General features: G+C 65.4%; 18 protein-coding genes. 12 read left to right on the top strand and 6 right to left on the bottom strand.

Annotated features, from left to right (window positions below; all coding sequences use genetic code 11):
• Positions 1–517 (top strand): ABC transporter substrate-binding protein (locus CWO91_RS17705; RefSeq protein ID WP_165405520.1); only part of this gene is annotated, 517 nt, incomplete at its 5' end.
• Positions 518–629: 112 nt separating this feature from the next.
• Here CWO91_RS17705 and hemW read toward each other — a convergent pair.
• From hemW to rph, 3 genes are read right to left on the bottom strand one after another with little or no spacing between them, the layout of a single operon-like run.
• On the bottom strand, positions 630–1,784 hold the full coding sequence (hemW, locus tag CWO91_RS17710) for a radical SAM family heme chaperone HemW (RefSeq protein WP_130214824.1): 1,155 nt from the start codon (positions 1,782–1,784) through the stop codon (positions 630–632).
• Entirely contained in the window at positions 1,771–2,406 is a 636-nt protein-coding gene (gene rdgB / locus CWO91_RS17715) for an RdgB/HAM1 family non-canonical purine NTP pyrophosphatase (RefSeq protein ID WP_130214826.1), read from the bottom strand. The genes hemW and rdgB overlap by 14 nt, the downstream gene beginning before the upstream one ends.
• Before the next feature lie 10 nt (positions 2,407–2,416).
• Complete coding sequence (rph, locus tag CWO91_RS17720; RefSeq protein ID WP_091882509.1) at positions 2,417–3,130, bottom strand: ribonuclease PH; 714 nt, start codon at positions 3,128–3,130, stop codon at positions 2,417–2,419.
• A gap of 166 nt (positions 3,131–3,296) precedes the next feature.
• Between rph and hrcA the strand changes: the two genes are divergently transcribed.
• Complete coding sequence (gene hrcA, locus CWO91_RS17725; RefSeq protein ID WP_130214828.1) at positions 3,297–4,385, top strand: heat-inducible transcriptional repressor HrcA; 1,089 nt, start codon at positions 3,297–3,299, stop codon at positions 4,383–4,385.
• Between the two features lie 96 nt (positions 4,386–4,481).
• Positions 4,482–5,099 (top strand): nucleotide exchange factor GrpE, encoded by a 618-nt coding sequence (grpE, locus tag CWO91_RS17730; protein ID WP_130214830.1) that lies wholly within the window; start codon positions 4,482–4,484, stop codon positions 5,097–5,099.
• A 129-nt stretch (positions 5,100–5,228) separates the two neighbouring features.
• Here grpE and pncA read toward each other — a convergent pair whose 3' ends face one another.
• Together pncA and CWO91_RS17740 are read right to left on the bottom strand one after the other, a co-directional pair.
• A complete protein-coding gene (gene pncA, locus CWO91_RS17735; protein WP_130214832.1) occupies positions 5,229–5,951 on the bottom strand; it encodes a bifunctional nicotinamidase/pyrazinamidase in 723 nt (240 codons plus the stop codon).
• A 259-nt stretch (positions 5,952–6,210) separates the two neighbouring features.
• Positions 6,211–7,152, bottom strand: coding sequence for a hypothetical protein (locus CWO91_RS17740; RefSeq protein WP_165405521.1), 942 nt, complete (start codon positions 7,150–7,152; stop codon positions 6,211–6,213).
• Positions 7,153–7,546: 394 nt separating this feature from the next.
• Here CWO91_RS17740 and dnaK point away from each other — a divergent pair, with 394 nt between their 5' ends.
• The 9 genes from dnaK (at position 7,547) to CWO91_RS17790 (ending at position 14,926) form a co-directional block, all read left to right on the top strand.
• On the top strand, positions 7,547–9,448 hold the full coding sequence (dnaK, locus tag CWO91_RS17745; RefSeq protein WP_036003245.1) for a molecular chaperone DnaK: 1,902 nt from the start codon (positions 7,547–7,549) through the stop codon (positions 9,446–9,448).
• 77 nt (positions 9,449–9,525) lie between these two features.
• On the top strand, positions 9,526–9,681 hold the full coding sequence (locus tag CWO91_RS17750; RefSeq protein ID WP_245471289.1) for a hypothetical protein: 156 nt from the start codon (positions 9,526–9,528) through the stop codon (positions 9,679–9,681).
• A 27-nt stretch (positions 9,682–9,708) separates the two neighbouring features.
• Complete coding sequence (gene dnaJ / locus CWO91_RS17755) at positions 9,709–10,848, top strand: molecular chaperone DnaJ (protein ID WP_130214838.1); 1,140 nt, start codon at positions 9,709–9,711, stop codon at positions 10,846–10,848.
• 87 nt (positions 10,849–10,935) lie between these two features.
• The gene (locus CWO91_RS17760; protein WP_091882486.1) at positions 10,936–11,535 is read left to right on the top strand and encodes a class I SAM-dependent methyltransferase; all 600 of its coding nucleotides are present in this window, start codon (positions 10,936–10,938) and stop codon (positions 11,533–11,535) included.
• A 56-nt stretch (positions 11,536–11,591) separates the two neighbouring features.
• On the top strand, positions 11,592–12,170 hold the full coding sequence (locus CWO91_RS17765; RefSeq protein WP_130214840.1) for an NADPH-dependent FMN reductase: 579 nt from the start codon (positions 11,592–11,594) through the stop codon (positions 12,168–12,170).
• Positions 12,171–12,176: 6 nt separating this feature from the next.
• A complete protein-coding gene (pyrF, locus tag CWO91_RS17770) occupies positions 12,177–12,887 on the top strand; it encodes an orotidine-5'-phosphate decarboxylase (protein WP_130214842.1) in 711 nt (236 codons plus the stop codon).
• A 24-nt stretch (positions 12,888–12,911) separates the two neighbouring features.
• On the top strand, positions 12,912–13,223 hold the full coding sequence (locus tag CWO91_RS17775) for a DUF1330 domain-containing protein (protein WP_091882479.1): 312 nt from the start codon (positions 12,912–12,914) through the stop codon (positions 13,221–13,223).
• 181 nt (positions 13,224–13,404) lie between these two features.
• A complete protein-coding gene (dapB, locus tag CWO91_RS17785; RefSeq protein WP_128940751.1) occupies positions 13,405–14,220 on the top strand; it encodes a 4-hydroxy-tetrahydrodipicolinate reductase in 816 nt (271 codons plus the stop codon).
• A gap of 82 nt (positions 14,221–14,302) precedes the next feature.
• Positions 14,303–14,926: a 2,3-bisphosphoglycerate-dependent phosphoglycerate mutase gene (locus CWO91_RS17790; RefSeq protein ID WP_130214844.1), complete on the top strand. Its 624-nt coding sequence runs from the start codon at positions 14,303–14,305 to the stop codon at positions 14,924–14,926.
• Between the two features lie 186 nt (positions 14,927–15,112).
• Here the strand turns inward: CWO91_RS17790 and CWO91_RS17795 are convergent, their stop codons facing one another.
• A complete protein-coding gene (locus CWO91_RS17795; RefSeq protein WP_130214846.1) occupies positions 15,113–16,009 on the bottom strand; it encodes a methylated-DNA--[protein]-cysteine S-methyltransferase in 897 nt (298 codons plus the stop codon).
• Positions 16,010–16,042: the final 33 nt, after the last annotated feature.

Raw genomic sequence — 16,042 nt, forward strand, 5'->3', positions numbered from 1 at the left:
CGCCGATCGCGCCACCCCGGCGCGGACCGTGGCGCAGCAGCTCGGCAGCGCGGACGCGCTGTTCATTGCCGATGACGGCGATGCCGTCGTCTCAGTCGCGGATGCGATGACTGCGGCGGGCGCCAATTTGCGTAACATCCAGCTGCTCGGCACCGGGCTGTGGGACAATCCGCGCGTCTATGCCAGCGCTGCGTTGCAAGGCGGTCTCTATGCCGCGCCGGACCCGGCCGGCTTCCGCGCCTTCTCCGGCCGTTATCGCACCAAATACGGCGCCGACCCGATACGCACCGCGACGCTCGCCTATGATGCGGTCGCCCTCGTCGCCGCGCTCGCGCGCACGCAAGGTACCACGCGCTTCTCGCCTGATGTGCTCACCAACCCCTCGGGCTTCGCCGGCATCGACGGCCTGTTTCGCTTCCGCCCCGACGGCACCAACGAGCGCGGGCTCGCGGTGATGAAGGTGACGCAGGGTGGCGGCGTTGCAGTCGCGGGCTCGCCGAAGAGCTTTGGGGCGTAGCGTGATGCCGTAGGGTGGGCAAAGGCGCGTTTCGCGCCGTGCCCACCATCCTCCCGCAAGATCGCATGAGAGTGGTGGGCACGCTTCGCTTTGCCCACCCTACGGCAGCTCGCTACGCCGCCAAATCCGCGACCACCGCATCCAGCACCGGAAAACCGCTGCTCGTCACGCGCAGCCGGCCCGTCGCGTCGACCGTGATCGCGCCTTCCTCGCGGAGCAGCGCGATGCGGCCGGGGTCGAGCGGGCGGCCGGAGAGTGCTTTGTAACGCTCGGGGTCGATGCCCTCGGCGAGACGCAATCCCATCAGCAAGAATTCGTCGGCGCGTTCCTCGCTGTTGAGGAGCTCGTCGGTGACTACGCCGTCGCCGTTGGTCTCGACCCGCATCAGCCAGGCTTCGGGGCGCTTCTCGGTGGCGGTGGCATGGCGCACGCCGTCGATGTCGAGCCGGCCATGCGCGCCGGGGCCGATGCCGGCATATTCCTCACCGCGCCAATAGACCAGATTGTGCCGGCACTCGGCGCCGCGCCGCGCGTGATTTGAAATCTCGTAGGCGGGCAGACCGAGCTTGTCGCAGGTCTCCTGCGTGACGTCGTAGAGTGCGCGCGCGACGGCTTCGTCCGGCGTCTTCAATTTGCCGGCCTGGTGCAGGCCGAAGAACGGCGTGCCTTCCTCAATCGTCAATTGATAGAGCGACAGATGCTCGGCCGCTTCATCGATCGCAAGACGCAGCTCCTCGGCCCACATCGCCGGGGTCTGGTCAGGACGGGCGTAGATCAGGTCGAACGAATAGCGGTCGAACGAGCGGCGCGCGATGGCGACGGCATCGAGGGCCTCGCGCGCACTGTGCATGCGGCCGAGCGCCTTCAACGCGGCATCATCAAGCGCCTGCACGCCGAGCGAGACGCGGTTGACGCCGGCGGCGCGATAGCCGGCGAAGCGTGTGGCCTCGACGCTGGTCGGGTTTGCCTCCAGCGTCACCTCGACATCGTCAGCAACTTGCCAGTGCCTGCCGATCGCATCGAGCACTGCGCCGACGGTTGCGGGCTGCATCAGCGACGGCGTGCCGCCGCCGAGAAAGATCGAGGTGACCTCGCGGCCGGGCGCGCGCTCGGCGGTCGCGGCGATCTCGCGGGCGAAGGCCGAGGCGAAGCGCGCTTCGTCGATCGCGGCGTGGCGGACATGGCTGTTGAAGTCGCAATAGGGGCATTTCGACAGGCAGAACGGCCAGTGCACGTAGACGCCGAAGGCTTCCTTAGCGCGGCTCAAGGCAGATCTCCGCCAGTTTCACGAAGGCGCGGGCGCGGTGCGACAGGCCGAGGCCGAGCGGCGGCAGGCCGTGCTTCTCGATGCTCTCCATCTCGCCGAAGGTGCGGCTGTGGCCATCGGGCAGGAACATCGGATCGTAGCCGAAGCCGGCGGTACCGCGCGGCGGCCAGACCAGCGTGCCGTCGACCCGCGCCTCGACCTCTTCGAGATGATCGTCGGGCCAGGCGACGCAGAGCGCGGAGACGAAGTGCGCGGTGCGCTTCGCCGGCGCCGTCGCGCCGCGCTCCTGGAGCAGGCGCTCGATCTGCGCCATCGCCACTGCGAAATCTTTGTTTGGCCCGGCCCAGCGCGCGGAGAAAATGCCGGGCGCGCCATCGAGCGCGTCGACGACGATGCCGGAATCATCGGCGAAGGAGGCAAGCTTGGACGCCCGCGCCGCCGCGATCGCCTTGATCGCGGCATTGCTGCGGAAATCGTTGCCGGTCTCTTCGGGCTCGCTCAGGCCGAGCTCACCGGCCGACACCGCCTCGATGCCGTACGGCGCAAGCAGCTCCCGCATCTCGGCGAGCTTGCCGGGATTGTGGGTGGCGATGACGAGCTTGTCCGTGATTCGGCGGTGCATGGCCTATTGACTACGCCACAGCCAGTTTCTGCAAGTCTACCAGACGCGCGACGCCCTTGCGCGCCAGCGCCATCAACGCCAGGAACTCGGTTTCGGTGAACGGCTCGCGTTCCGCGGTGCCCTGCACCTCGATGAGGCGGCCGTCGCCGGTCATGACGAAATTGGCGTCGGTCTCGGCCTCCGAATCCTCGGCGTAGTCGAGATCGAGCACCGGCGTGCCATTGTAGATGCCGCAGGAGATCGCGGCGACGTTGTCGCGCAGCACGTTGGTCTTGATCATGTTGCGCGCCTTCATCCAGTTGATGCAATCGGCGAGCGCGACCCAGGCGCCGGTGATCGAGGCCGTGCGGGTGCCACCGTCGGCCTGGAGCACGTCGCAATCGACCGTGATCTGGCGCTCACCGAGCGCTTCGAGGTCGACGATGGTGCGAAGCGAGCGGCCGATCAGGCGCTGGATCTCGACGGTGCGGCCGCTCTGCTTGCCGGCGGAGGCCTCGCGGCGGGTGCGTTCGGAGGTTGCGCGCGGCAGCATGCCGTATTCGGCGGTGACCCAGCCGCGGCCCTGGCCCTTCAGCCACGGCGGCAGGCGGTCTTCCAGCGTGGCGGTGACCAGCACATGGGTGTCGCCGAATTTCACTAGGCACGAGCCTTCCGCATATTTGACCACGCCGCGCTCCAGCGTCACGGGGCGCAATTCGTCGGGCGCACGGCGGCTTGGCCGCATGGGAAATCCTCCAAAACTCGCGGGAAAGGCTGTTCGCGGTGCTTGTAGGAGGGGCGAGGGTGGGCGGCAAGGTTTTTTCACCCCTGATGTCGAGCCCGCAAACGCCCCGCTTGTCAGAAGCGCCCGGGATGGACAAATTATCAGTATCTGAGAGGAGTTACCGTCTGTGGCCCATCACGATCCGATCCATCTGATCGCGCCGCGCGCAGGCCTCGCCCAGCTCAACGAGCGTTCCCGCGACATCTTTCGTCAAATTGTCGAAAGCTATCTCGCGACCGGCGAGCCGGTGGGCTCGCGCAATATCTCGCGCCTGATCGCGATGCCGCTGTCGCCGGCCTCCGTGCGCAACGTCATGGCCGATCTGGAACAGCTCGGCCTGATCTATGCGCCCCATACCTCCGCCGGCCGGCTGCCGACGGAACTCGGTCTGCGCTTCTTCGTCGACGCCTTGATGCAGGTCGGCGACCTCAACGAGGCCGAACGGCAGTCCATCCAGAGCCAGCTCGCGTCCGTGGGCGAGGCGCAATCGGTCGAGGCGGCGCTGGACCAGGCCTTGATGCGGCTGTCGGGCCTGACCCGTGCCGCCGCGGTCGTGCTGACGCCAAAATCCAATGCGCGGCTCAAGCACATCGAATTCGTCCGCCTGGAACCGGAGAAAGCGCTGGTGATCCTGGTCGGTGAGGATGGTCAGGTCGAAAACCGCGTCCTGGCGCTGCCGCCCGGAGTTCCCTCCTCGGCGCTGATCGAGGCCGGCAATTTCCTCAATGCACGCATCCGCGGCCGCACGCTCGCCGAGGCGCGGCTCGAGCTCGAGACCGCACTCGGCGAGGCCCGCGCCGAGCTCGATCAACTGACGCAGAAGGTGATCTCGGCCGGCATCGCGAGCTGGTCCGGCGGCGAGAACGAGGACCGCCAGCTCATCGTCCGCGGTCACGCCAATCTGCTGGAGGATCTGCACGCGCTGGAGGATCTGGAGCGGGTGCGCCTGTTGTTCGACGATCTCGAGACCAAGCGCGGCGTCATCGACCTGCTCGGCCGGGCCGAGACGGCCGAAGGCGTGCGAATTTTCATCGGGAGCGAGAACAAGCTGTTCTCGCTGTCGGGTTCCTCCACCATCATCTCGCCCTATCGGGATGCCGCCGGCCATATCGTCGGCGTTCTCGGCGTGATCGGCCCGACGCGGCTGAATTATGCCCGCGTGATCCCGACGGTGGACTACGCCGCCCGTATCGTCAGTCGCCTTTTGGGGGGCTGACCGGCGTTTCCTCCGATCACAGGCGCTTGATTTTCGTAAGCTTAGGCACGATATCCGGGCCAACAATCCCCTGAGACGAGTTCGAGAATAGAGCCGATGACCGATCAAGACCGGCAACCCGAAGACACGACCGCGCCGACCGGCGAGCCCGTGGTGTCGAAGCCCTACATCATGCCCGACGATCCCGAGCCCGGTTCGGTCGAAACGTTGCAGAAGGAAGCCGCGGAGGCGCGCGACCGCATGCTGCGGACGCTGGCCGAGATGGAGAACTTGCGCAAGCGCACCACGAAGGAAGTCGCCGACGCCCGCCTCTACGGCATCACCGGCTTTGCCCGCGATGTGCTCGACATCGCCGACAACCTCCAGCGCGCGCTCGACGCCGTTCCGGCCGAGGCGCGTGCCGCGGCCGATCCCGGCCTGACCTCGCTGATCGAGGGCGTCGAGCTCACCGAGCGCTCGCTGCTCAACGCGCTGGAAAAGCATGGCGTGAAGAAGTTCGATCCGCAGGGCCAGAAGTTCGATCCGAACTTCCAGCAGGCGATGTTCGAGGTGCCCGATGCGTCGGTGCCGTCGGGCACCGTGGTGCAGGTCGTGCAGGCCGGCTACACCATCGGCGAGCGCGTGCTGCGTCCCGCCCTGGTCGGTGTCGCCAAGGGCGGCGCGAAGGCTGCGCCCGCGGCCAACAACAATGAGTCGAGCGGCGCGGCGAATTGAGTCTCACCGCTTCGACGTCATTCCGCGGCGAAGCGAAGCATCGAACTATGGTGCGCTCTTGCGCACCTGAGAATCTCGAGATTCCGGGTCCGGTCCTTCGGACCGTCCCGGAATGACGGCGCGAAACTCTTACGCGCTCACCGCGATATCCGCAGACTGAATCCGCTTCACGCCGGCCTTGGCCATATCGGCCCAGGCCTTTGCCAGCGAGCCCTGCGTGTCGATGCCGCGGCAGGCGTCCTCCACCACATAGACCTCGAAGCCCGCCTTGCGCGCATCGAGCGCGGTCCAGGCGACGCAGAAATCGGTCGCGAGGCCAGCGACGAAGACGCGCTTGATCTTGCGGCCCTTCAGATAGCCGGCAAGGCCCGTCGAGGTCTTGCCGTCGGCTTCGAGGAAGGCCGAGTAGCTGTCGACGTCCCTGTGAAAACCCTTGCGGATGATGAGTTCGGCGTGCGGGATCGCAAGGTCCTTCGACAGCAGGGCACCGTCGGTGCCCTGCACGCAATGGTCCGGCCACAGCACCTGCTTGCCGTAGGGAAGATCGACGGTCTCGAACGGCTTCTTGCCGGAATGCACCGACGCGAACGAGATATGGCCGGGCGTGTGCCAGTCCTGCGTCATCACCACGTTCGCAAACGCTTTCGCGATCTTGTTGATGACCGGCACCACCTGCTCGCCTTCCTTCACCGCAAGGCTGCCGCCGGGCAGGAAGCAGTTCTGCACGTCGATCACGAGCAGCGCGGAGGCCTCGTCCGGCTTGATTGACGCGGCCGCAAACAGCGCGGTTGGTGCGAGGCCCGCGAGCGCCGTGGTCGCAAGCGCCGCCAACATGTGTCGCCGATCCAGCATCGTTCGTCTCCCCTCCAGGATGATCCACGGGAGGAAAGCCTAGTTCCGTTCGCATACGAACAGAAGCCCGAAAATGCAGCCGGGTTTGGTGAGGGGTTGGGCTCTATCTTCTCGTCGTCCCGGCGAAGGCCGGGACCCATAACCACAGGGAATGGTCGTAGGACGAGCTGGTAACTCCGAAGTCTTCGCAAAACTATTGCTGCGGCGTATGGGTCCCGGCCTTCGCCGGGACGACACCGAGTTTGTTGGACGAGCGTGCCTACCCCTTCGGCTGGATGCCGTCGCGCACGGCGCGGAAGCGGGTGAAGGCGGCTTGCCACTGGTCGCGCGGGGCGCTGGCGATGATGCGCAGCGAGGCGCCGCCGCTCGAGAAGCGGATCCACTGCACCACGGTCACCGGGACCTTGTTCTTGCCGCTGACGCCGTCGATCCGGGTCTCGAAACCCTGCTGGCCGTTGATGCGGATCGGCTCGGACATGGTGACGCGCGACTCGCGCACGCCCGGAATCTGGAGCGCCGCCTCCTGCGCAAAGCGGGCGCGGTCGTCGGCCTGCTGCGGCGTGGCGCCGATCAGGCCGAGGATCATGAACGGCTTCGACTCATAGCCCGTGCTCTCGTCGCCGTCGGCCAGGATGATGCTCGAGCCCGGCGCCAGCGTGCGGATGTCCTTGAAGTCGGCGAGATCGGTGATCTTGAACGGCATCAGCGCGATCTGCTCTTCGGCCGAGACCTGCTTGCGGGTCACAGCGCTCGCAAACATCTGCCGCACCGCTTCATCGGTGTAGATCTTGGTCGCATTCTCCGGGATCTGCACCGCGACATAGCCGGAGAAGCCGGCGCCCGGCACGATCATCGAATAGCGCCTCACCGGGGTATCGCCGGCCTTGCCGCTTTCGGTGGTGAAATAGGCAAGGCCCGCGGGGGTCTCGATCTTGTCCTGCTTGACGCCGTTCGCACCGGCCGGATTGGAATTGAAGGCGCTCACGACCTCGCCATAGGCCGCCGGCGGCAACTCGGTGATCAGCACCTTGACGCTGCCGTCCTCGCTCTCGAAGCCCGGAAAGGTCTTGGCCGTGCTCAGCCCGATCAGCGGCACCATGCCGAGGCGCAGGCCAGGCGGATAAACGGCATCGGCAGCAAGGGCCGGAAGCGCGGAAGCGACGAGGAGGGCGAGCGCGGCGAGGGGGCGGATCAGCTTCATGGGCACTCTGATTGGTTCACATTGAGGCCGTTCGATGGTCGGCCATTGGGCCGCTTTGTCGCGCGGAGCAGCTGTACTGCGGCTGCCGGCCGGACCGCCTTTTAGCGGGTTTGGCCTTGCCGCAACAGGGTGGGGCGGACTGCGACAGCGGGGGCTTGCCGAGGCCTGAACCTGTTAATAATTCGTCACCCGCAAGGGTGGTTGAGCCCGGATATGATCTTCCAAAACCCGATGTTTTCGCGGCTGAAACTTGCGTTCGGTCCTTGCGGGCCCCTCCCCCCCTCCTATATGAGCCTCAATCATCGCAATATCGCGGATGTTTGATCTTAGGGGGTTTCGGTCGGGTGCCTTCTGGGCCCAGCCAACCTGCCGCAAAAAGAAGGGTATCAGGACCATGGGAAAGGTCATTGGGATCGACCTCGGCACCACGAACTCGTGCGTCGCCGTAATGGATGGCAAGAACGCCAAAGTCATCGAGAATTCCGAAGGCATGCGCACGACGCCTTCGATCGTCGCCGTCACGGATGACGGTGAACGCCTCGTCGGCCAGCCGGCCAAGCGCCAGGCCGTCACCAATCCCGAGCGCACCTTCTTCGCAGTGAAGCGCCTCATTGGCCGCCGCTACGACGACCCGATGGTCGAGAAGGACAAGAAGCTCGTTCCGTACAAGATCGTGAAGGCTTCCAACGGCGACGCCTGGGTCGAGGCCGACGGCCAGACCTACTCGCCCTCGCAGGTCTCGGCGTTCATCTTGCAGAAGATGAAGGAGACCGCGGAAGCCCATCTCGGCCAAAAGGTCGAGCAGGCTGTCATCACCGTTCCCGCCTACTTCAACGACGCCCAGCGCCAGGCGACCAAGGACGCCGGCAAGATCGCGGGCCTCGAAGTGCTGCGCATCATCAACGAGCCGACCGCGGCCGCGCTTGCCTATGGCCTCGACAAGACCAAGGCCGGCACCATCGCGGTGTACGACCTCGGCGGCGGCACGTTCGATATCTCCATTCTCGAAATCGGCGACGGCGTGTTCGAGGTGAAGTCGACCAACGGCGACACCTTCCTCGGCGGCGAAGATTTCGACATGCGCCTGGTCGGCTATCTCGCCGACGAGTTCCAGAAGGAGCAGGGCATCAATCTGCGCAACGACAAGCTCGCTTTGCAGCGCCTGAAGGAAGCCGCTGAAAAGGCCAAGATCGAGCTGTCCTCGACGACCCAGACCGAGATCAACCTGCCCTTCATCACCGCGGACCAGACCGGGCCGAAGCATCTGACGATGAAGCTCACCCGCGCCAAGTTCGAGGCGCTGGTCGACGACCTCATTCAGAAAACGGTCGAGCCCTGCCGCAAGGCGCTGAAGGACGCCGGTGTCACCGCCGGCGAGATCGGCGAAGTCGTTCTGGTCGGCGGCATGTCGCGCATGCCGAAGGTCCAGGAAGTCGTGAAGCAGCTGTTCGGCAAGGAGCCGCACAAGGGCGTCAACCCGGACGAAGTCGTGGCGATCGGTGCCGCGATCCAGGCCGGCGTGCTCCAGGGCGATGTCAAGGACGTGCTGCTGCTCGACGTGACCCCGCTGTCGCTGGGCATCGAGACGCTGGGCGGCGTGTTCACCCGTATCATCGACCGCAACACCACGATCCCGACCAAGAAGAGCCAGGTGTTCTCGACCGCCGAGGACAACCAGAACGCGGTTACCATCCGCGTCTTCCAGGGCGAGCGTGAAATGGCGGCCGACAACAAGATGCTCGGCCAGTTCGACCTGATGGGCATTCCGCCGGCCCCGCGCGGCATGCCGCAGATCGAGGTGACCTTCGACATCGACGCCAACGGTATCGTCAACGTCTCGGCCAAGGACAAGGCCACCGGCAAGGAACAGCAGATCCGCATCCAGGCCTCGGGCGGCCTGTCCGAAGCCGACATCGAGAAGATGGTCAAGGACGCCGAGGCCAATGCCGAGGCGGACAAGAAGCGCCGCGAGGCCGTGACCGCCAAGAACGAGGCGGATGGTCTGGTGCATTCGACCGAGAAGGCACTGGCCGAGCACGGTTCGAAGGTCGCCGAGAGCGAGCGTCGCGCCATCGAGGATGCCGTCAGCGACCTCAAGGAAGCGCTGAAGGGCGACGATGCCGAGGCGATCAAGGCCAAGACCCAGACGCTGGCCCAGGCGTCGATGAAGCTCGGCGAGGCCATGTACAAGCAGCAGGCCGAGGCCGACGCCAAGAAGGATGCGGCCAAGGACGACGTCGTCGACGCGGAATTCACCGAGGTCGACGACGACAAGAACAACAAGAAGTCCGCTTAAACCCCAAGAGGGTGACGATGCGGACGGCTTGGACCCCAGACGCGCTAAAGGCCTCCTCCCTCGCGGGGGAGGCCATCGTGTCGGGACGGGCGGGCAAGACGCCTGTTACGATCAATCAATTCCCAGCCGTTATGCTCAATGTTGCTACGCTGCCCTCTGCCGCGACGCGCAAGGCCGCCTATATCAAGGCTGCCTATGTCGTCGCGCAGCAGCATCGTTTCGCCCCGACTTGATTCGCGATTGGATAGACCGAGTCCGACATGTCCACGTCCACCAAGCGCTGCTACTACGAGACCCTCGAAGTCGAACGCGACGCCGACGAATCCAAACTGAAATCGTCGTTCCGCAAGTTGGCAATGAAATTCCATCCCGATCGCAATCCCGGGGATGAAACCAGCGAGGTCAAGTTCAAGGAAATCAACGAGGCCTACGAGATCCTCAAGGACAAGGACAAGCGCGCCGCCTACGACCGGTACGGCCATGCTGCGTTCGAGCAGGGCGGCGGCTTTGGCGGCGGCGGTGCCGGTTTCGGCGCGGGCTTCGCCTCCTCCTTCTCCGACATTTTCGAAGACCTTTTCGGCATGGCCGGACAGCGCAGCCGCGGCGGCCGCGAGCGTGGCGCCGACCTGCGCTACAACATGGAGATCACGCTCGAGGAAGCCTTTGGCGGCAAGACCGCGCAGATCGAGATTCCGGTCTCGGTCACCTGCGAGGCCTGCTCGGGCATCGGCGCCAAGGCCGGTACCAAGCCGAAGACCTGCTCGACCTGCGGCGGCGCCGGCCGCGTGCGGCAGTCGCAGGGCTTCTTCACGCTCGAGCGCACCTGTCCCGGCTGTCAGGGCCGCGGCCAGATGATCGAGGATGCGTGCCCGTCCTGCTCGGGCCAAGGCCGGGTCACCCGCGAGCGCACGCTGTCAGTCAACATTCCGCAAGGGGTCGAGGACGGCACGAGGATCAGGCTCGCCGGCGAGGGCGAGGCCGGGGTCCGTGGCGGCCCGCCCGGCGACCTCTACATCTTCCTGTCGCTGGCCCAGCATCAGTTCTTCCAGCGCGACGGCGCCGATCTGCATTGCCGTGTGCCGATCTCGATGGTGACGGCCGCCCTTGGCGGCGAATTCGAGGTGCCGACGATCGAGAAGAGCAAGGCCAAGGTGAAGGTGCCCGCCGGAACCCAGTCGGGCCGCCGGTTCCGCATTGCATCAAAGGGCATGCCGGTGCTGCGCTCGCGCCAGATGGGCGACATGTATGTCCAGGTCGTGGTCGAGACCCCGCAGAACCTGACCAAGAAACAGCAGGAATTGCTGGCCGAGTTCGAAAAGCTCTCCTCCGGCAACACCCAGCCGGAATCCGAGGGATTCTTCGCCAAGGTCAAGGATTTCTTCGGCAACCGGGCGAGTTGACGTGTCTTGACCGTGCCGCCTTCGGCCTATACGTCTTTATGACCATTTTCTGACACGCCGCGTCCTGCGGTCCCGTCCGGTCCTGACATGCCATTGCCATCGTCCGCGCGTGCGTTGAAGAAGCCTCGTCTTGATGACGAGGTGCGCTTTCTCAGATCTTGGATCGAAAAGCCGCTGCACATGGGCGCGGTGATGCCGTCGGGCAAGCTGCTGGCCCGGACCATGGCCCATTACGTCGATATCGATTCCGACGCTCCGGTGGTCGAGCTCGGGCCCGGCACCGGCGCCATCACCTCGGCTCTGATCGAGCGCGGCATCGACCAGAAGCGTCTCGTCCTTGTCGAATACAATCCCGGCTTCTGCGCCCTGCTGCGCGACCGCTACCCGCAAGCCAAGGTGGTGCAGGGTGATGCCTATCGCCTGCGCGACACGCTCTGGAACGTCTTGAGCGCGCCGGCCTCCGCGGTCGTCTCCGGCCTGCCGCTCGTCACAAAACCGATGCTGACGCGGCTGCGGCTCATCCGCGATGCCTTCACGGCGCTGGCGCCTGGTGCGCCGTTCATCCAGTTCACCTATGCGGTGGTGCCGCCGATCCCGAAATCGTTGCCCGGCGTGTCCACAGAGGCCTCGGAACGGATCTGGATGAACCTTCCGCCGGCCCGCGTCTGGGTGTATCGCAAGGACTAATTCCGCCGGCTCCTTTTTTGCGCGGCGGGCTCGTTTCGCCGAACGCATTGGATTGGATGTCAGCTCCCAAGATCCTGGTCATTCCCGGCTCGCTGCGCACCGGCTCGCATAATGCGAAGCTGGCGGCGCTCGCAGCCTATGAATTCGCCCAGACCGGCGTCGACGTCACCCGCATCTCGCTCGCTGATTTTCCGCTGCCGATCTATGACGGCGACCTCCAGGCCAAATCCGGCGTGCCCAAGCACGCTATCAATCTCAAGCGCATGATCGGCGCCCATCACGGCGTGCTGATCGTCACGCCCGAATACAATGCATCGGTGCCGCCGCTACTGAAGAACGCGATCGACTGGGTCAGCCTCGTGCACGATCTGCACGAGGCGCGCGGCGACGTGTTCCGCAACCGCGTCTTCGCGCTCGCCGGCGCCTCGCAGAGCCGGCTGGGCGCGGCCCGTGCGCTGCAGGCGCTGCGGCTGATCCTGACCTCCTGCCACGCCAATGTGATTGCCAGCCAGCTCACGCTTGCCTTTGCCGATCAGGCCTATGACGATATGGACAGGCTGAAGAACGAGGGCGATATCGCCGCGTTGAAGGCGCTGGTGCGGCAGTTGATCGACGTTTCCCAACGCATGATGTGAGGTGACATGACGCCAGCCGAGATCGCCCCGAAAGACCGCCTGATCGTTCCGCTCGACCTGTCGAGCCCGGAGGCCGCCGAGGCGATGGTCGCAAAGCTCGGCGACAGCGTCACCTTCTACAAGATCGGCTATCAGCTCGCCTATGCCGGCGGCCTCCCGCTGATCGGCAAGCTTGCCGACACGGGCAAGAAGGTGTTTGCCGATCTCAAGATGCACGACATCGGCAACACCGTGATGCGCGGCGTCGAGAGTGTCGCCAAGCTGGGGGCGACTTTCCTCACCGTCCACGCTTATCCGCAGACCATGAAGGCGGCCGTCGAGGGACGTGGCGGCTCGGGCTTGAAGATTCTCGCGGTCACCGTGCTGACCTCCTACAACGACGACGATCTGCACGCGGCCGGATATCGGCTCGGCGTCTCCGAGCTGGTCGAGGCCCGCGCCCAACAGGCGCAGGTGCTCGGTGTCGATGGTCTCGTGTCCTCGCCCGAGGAAGTGGGCGCGCTGCGAAAGATCGTCGGTCACCAGATGAGCCTCGTCACGCCCGGCATCCGCCCCGCGGGCGCGCCGAGTGGCGACCAGAAGCGGATCATGACGCCGGGTCGTGCGATCGCCGCAGGTGCCGATTATCTCGTCGTCGGACGTCCGATCCTCGAAGCCGCCGACCCCAGGGCGGCGGCCGACGCCATCCAGGCCGAGATCGCGCAAGCGCTCGGCTGAGCAACAACCAGGGAGAGAAGAACAATGGCAAAAGGCTACTGGATCGGGCGCGTCGACGTGAGCAATGACGAGGGCTACAAGCCCTATGCCGTCGCCAACGGTCCGATCTTCAAGAAATGGGGTGGTCGTTTCGTCGTTCGCGCCGGCAAGTTCACCACCGTCGAAGGCGCCAGCCGCAACCGCAACGTCGTGATCGAATTCCCGGACTACGAGACCGCGCTCGCCTGCTACAACTCGCCGGAATACCAGGCCAACATCAAGGTGCGCCAGCCGCACTCCATCGCCGAGCTCATCATCATCGAGGGCTATGACGGCCCGCAGCCGTCGGACGGCTGAGGCACGCTGTCATTCCGGGATGGTCCGAAGGACCAGACCTCAGGTGCGCAATTGCGCACCGGGGAATCTCGAGATTCCGGGTTCGATGCTGCGCATCGAACCGGAATGACGATGGTGCTCATCCCCCTCGGTTGCCGGAACTGCCTCCCCCCGCTACAACGGCCCTAGAGAGGATCACACCATGTCCGACATGCGCTTGATTGTTGCTGGGGCTGGCGGCCGGATGGGCCGCGCGCTGACGCGGGCGATTGCCGAGAGCAAAGGCGCGGTGCTGGCCGGCGCGCTGGAGGCGCCGGGCTCGGACTTGCTCGGCAAGGATGCCGGCGTGCTCGCAGGCCTGCCGGCCAACGGCATCACGCTCTCCGCCGATCTCTGGGCGATGTCCAAGGATGCTGATGGCATCCTCGATTTCACCGTGCCGGCGGCGACCATCGCCAATGTCGCGATCGCCGCCCAGCGCGGCCTTGTCCATGTCATCGGCACCACCGGGCTGTCGGCCTCCGACAACGCCGTGATCAAGAGCGTGACCAACCGCGCCGTCGTGGTGCAATCCGGCAATATGAGTCTGGGCGTCAACCTGCTTGCCGCCGTGGTCAAGCGCGTCGCCAAGGCGCTGGACCAGAGTTTTGACATCGAGATCGTCGAGACCCATCATCGCATGAAGGTCGACGCGCCCTCGGGCACCGCGCTGATGCTGGGCCAGGCGGCAGCTAGCGGGCGCGGCATCCCGCTCGACGAACACGCCGCGCGCGGCCGCGACGGCATCACCGGCGCACGCCGGCCCGGCGACATCGGCTTTGCCTCCTTGCGCGGCGGCACCGTGGCCGGCGATCACAGTGTCAGCTTCCTCGGCCAGTTCGAACGCCTGACCCTGTCGCATCACGCCGAGGACCGCATGCTGTTCGCCCATGGCGCGCTCAAGGCGGCGCTGTGGGCGCACGGCAAAGCGCCGGGGCATTACTCCATGGCCGACGTGCTCGGCCTGTCCGACATCTGAACAAGAGCATGATCCGGAAAAGTGCGAAGCGGTTTTCCGACAAGGTCATGCTCAAAACAATAAACTAGATGGAAAGCAGTCAATGAGCGAACGTCTTCTCGTGCTCGTGCGCCACGGCCAGAGCGAATGGAATCTGAAGAACCTGTTCACGGGGTGGAAGGATCCTGATCTCACCGAGCAGGGCGTCGCCGAAGCCAAGGAAGCGGGCCGCAAGCTGAAGGCGAAGGAGCTGGTGTTCGACGTCGCCTTCACCTCGGTGCTGACGCGCGCGCAGCACACGCTCGACCTCATCCTCGGCGAGCTCGGGCAGGAAGGCCTGCCGACCTCGAAGAACCTCGCGCTGAACGAGCGCGACTATGGCGATCTCTCCGGCCTCAACAAGGACGATGCCCGCAAGAAGTGGGGCGAGGAGCAGGTGCATGTCTGGCGCCGCTCTTACGACGTGCCGCCGCCCGGGGGCGAAAGCCTGAAGGACACGCTGGCACGGGCGCTGCCGTACTACGTGCAGGAGATCCTGCCCGGCGTGCTCAACGGCAAGCGCACACTGGTCGCCGCCCACGGCAACTCCTTGCGCGCGCTCATCATGGTGCTGGAGAAGCTCTCGCCCGAAGGCATCTTGAAACGCGAGCTCGCCACCGGTGTGCCGATCATCTATCGGCTCAATGCGGATTCGACCGTGGCCTCGAAGCTGGACCTGGCGGGCTGAACTAATCTCCGCGAGACGCGGCAAAGCGAGCCAAACAATCAGTGTCGTCCCGGCGAAGGCCGGGACCCATAACCACCGAATCGAATTTGGCGAAGGCTCGTCGTTTTCGAGTCTTCGCGCGGGACTGATACCGTTTGCTGTCGGTAGATCACGCGGTATGGGTCCCGGCCTTCGCCGGGACGACTATCACTGCATCCCCAGCCGCCCAGCTTCCCAGCCCAGCATCGCCTGCTTGCGGGTGATGCCCCAATGATAGCCGGTGAGCGTGCCGCTCTTGCCGAGAGCGCGGTGGCAGGGCACCACAAACGAGACCGGGTTCTTGCCGACCGCAGCGCCGACGGCGCGCGAGGCCTTCGGGCTGTTGATGTTGCAGGCGATGTCGGAATAGGACACCGCGCGGCCCATCGGGATCTTCAGCAGCGTCTCCCATACCCGCACCTCGAAATCGGTGCCGATCAGGATCACGCGCAGCGGCTGGTCGGGCCGCCACAGCTTGGGGTCGAAGATGCGCTGCGCCAGTGGCGCGGTGCCGTCGTGGTCTTCCACATAGGTCGCGTTCGGCCAGCGCCGCGTCATGTCGGCGAGCGCAACCTTCTCCTCACCGTGATCGGCGAAGGCGAGGCCCGATAGGCCGCGGTCGGTCGCGATCACGATCGCGGTGCCGAACGGCGAGGGATGGAAGCCGTAGCGCAGCGTCAATCCGGCGCCGCCGTTCTTCCATTCGCCCGGCGACATCGCTTCATGGGTGACGAAGAGATCGTGCAGCCGGCCGGGGCCCGATAGACCGGAGTCGAGCGCCGCATCGAGGATGCTCGCGGAGTCCCTGAGCAGCCCCTTGGCGTGGTCGAGGGTGAGCGCCTGCATGAAAGCCTTCGGTGTGATCGAGGCCCAGCGGCGGAACAGATGGTGCAACTCATCGGGCGTGACGCCGGCCGCATCCGCCATCGCCTCGATGGTCGGTTGCGCGCGCCAGTTTTCCGAGATGAACGCGATCGCCCGGCGCACGGAATCATAGTCGCGCAGCGCGGCGTTCTGGGGGCCCGGCTTGGCCAGGCGCTGATCATGTATGGCGAGTGTCATCATGACCGGAAATGTAGGAGAGGGAAGGGTGCGAAA

Source organism: Bradyrhizobium genosp. SA-3 (assembly GCF_004212635.1).
Classification (GTDB): domain Bacteria; phylum Pseudomonadota; class Alphaproteobacteria; order Rhizobiales; family Xanthobacteraceae; genus Bradyrhizobium.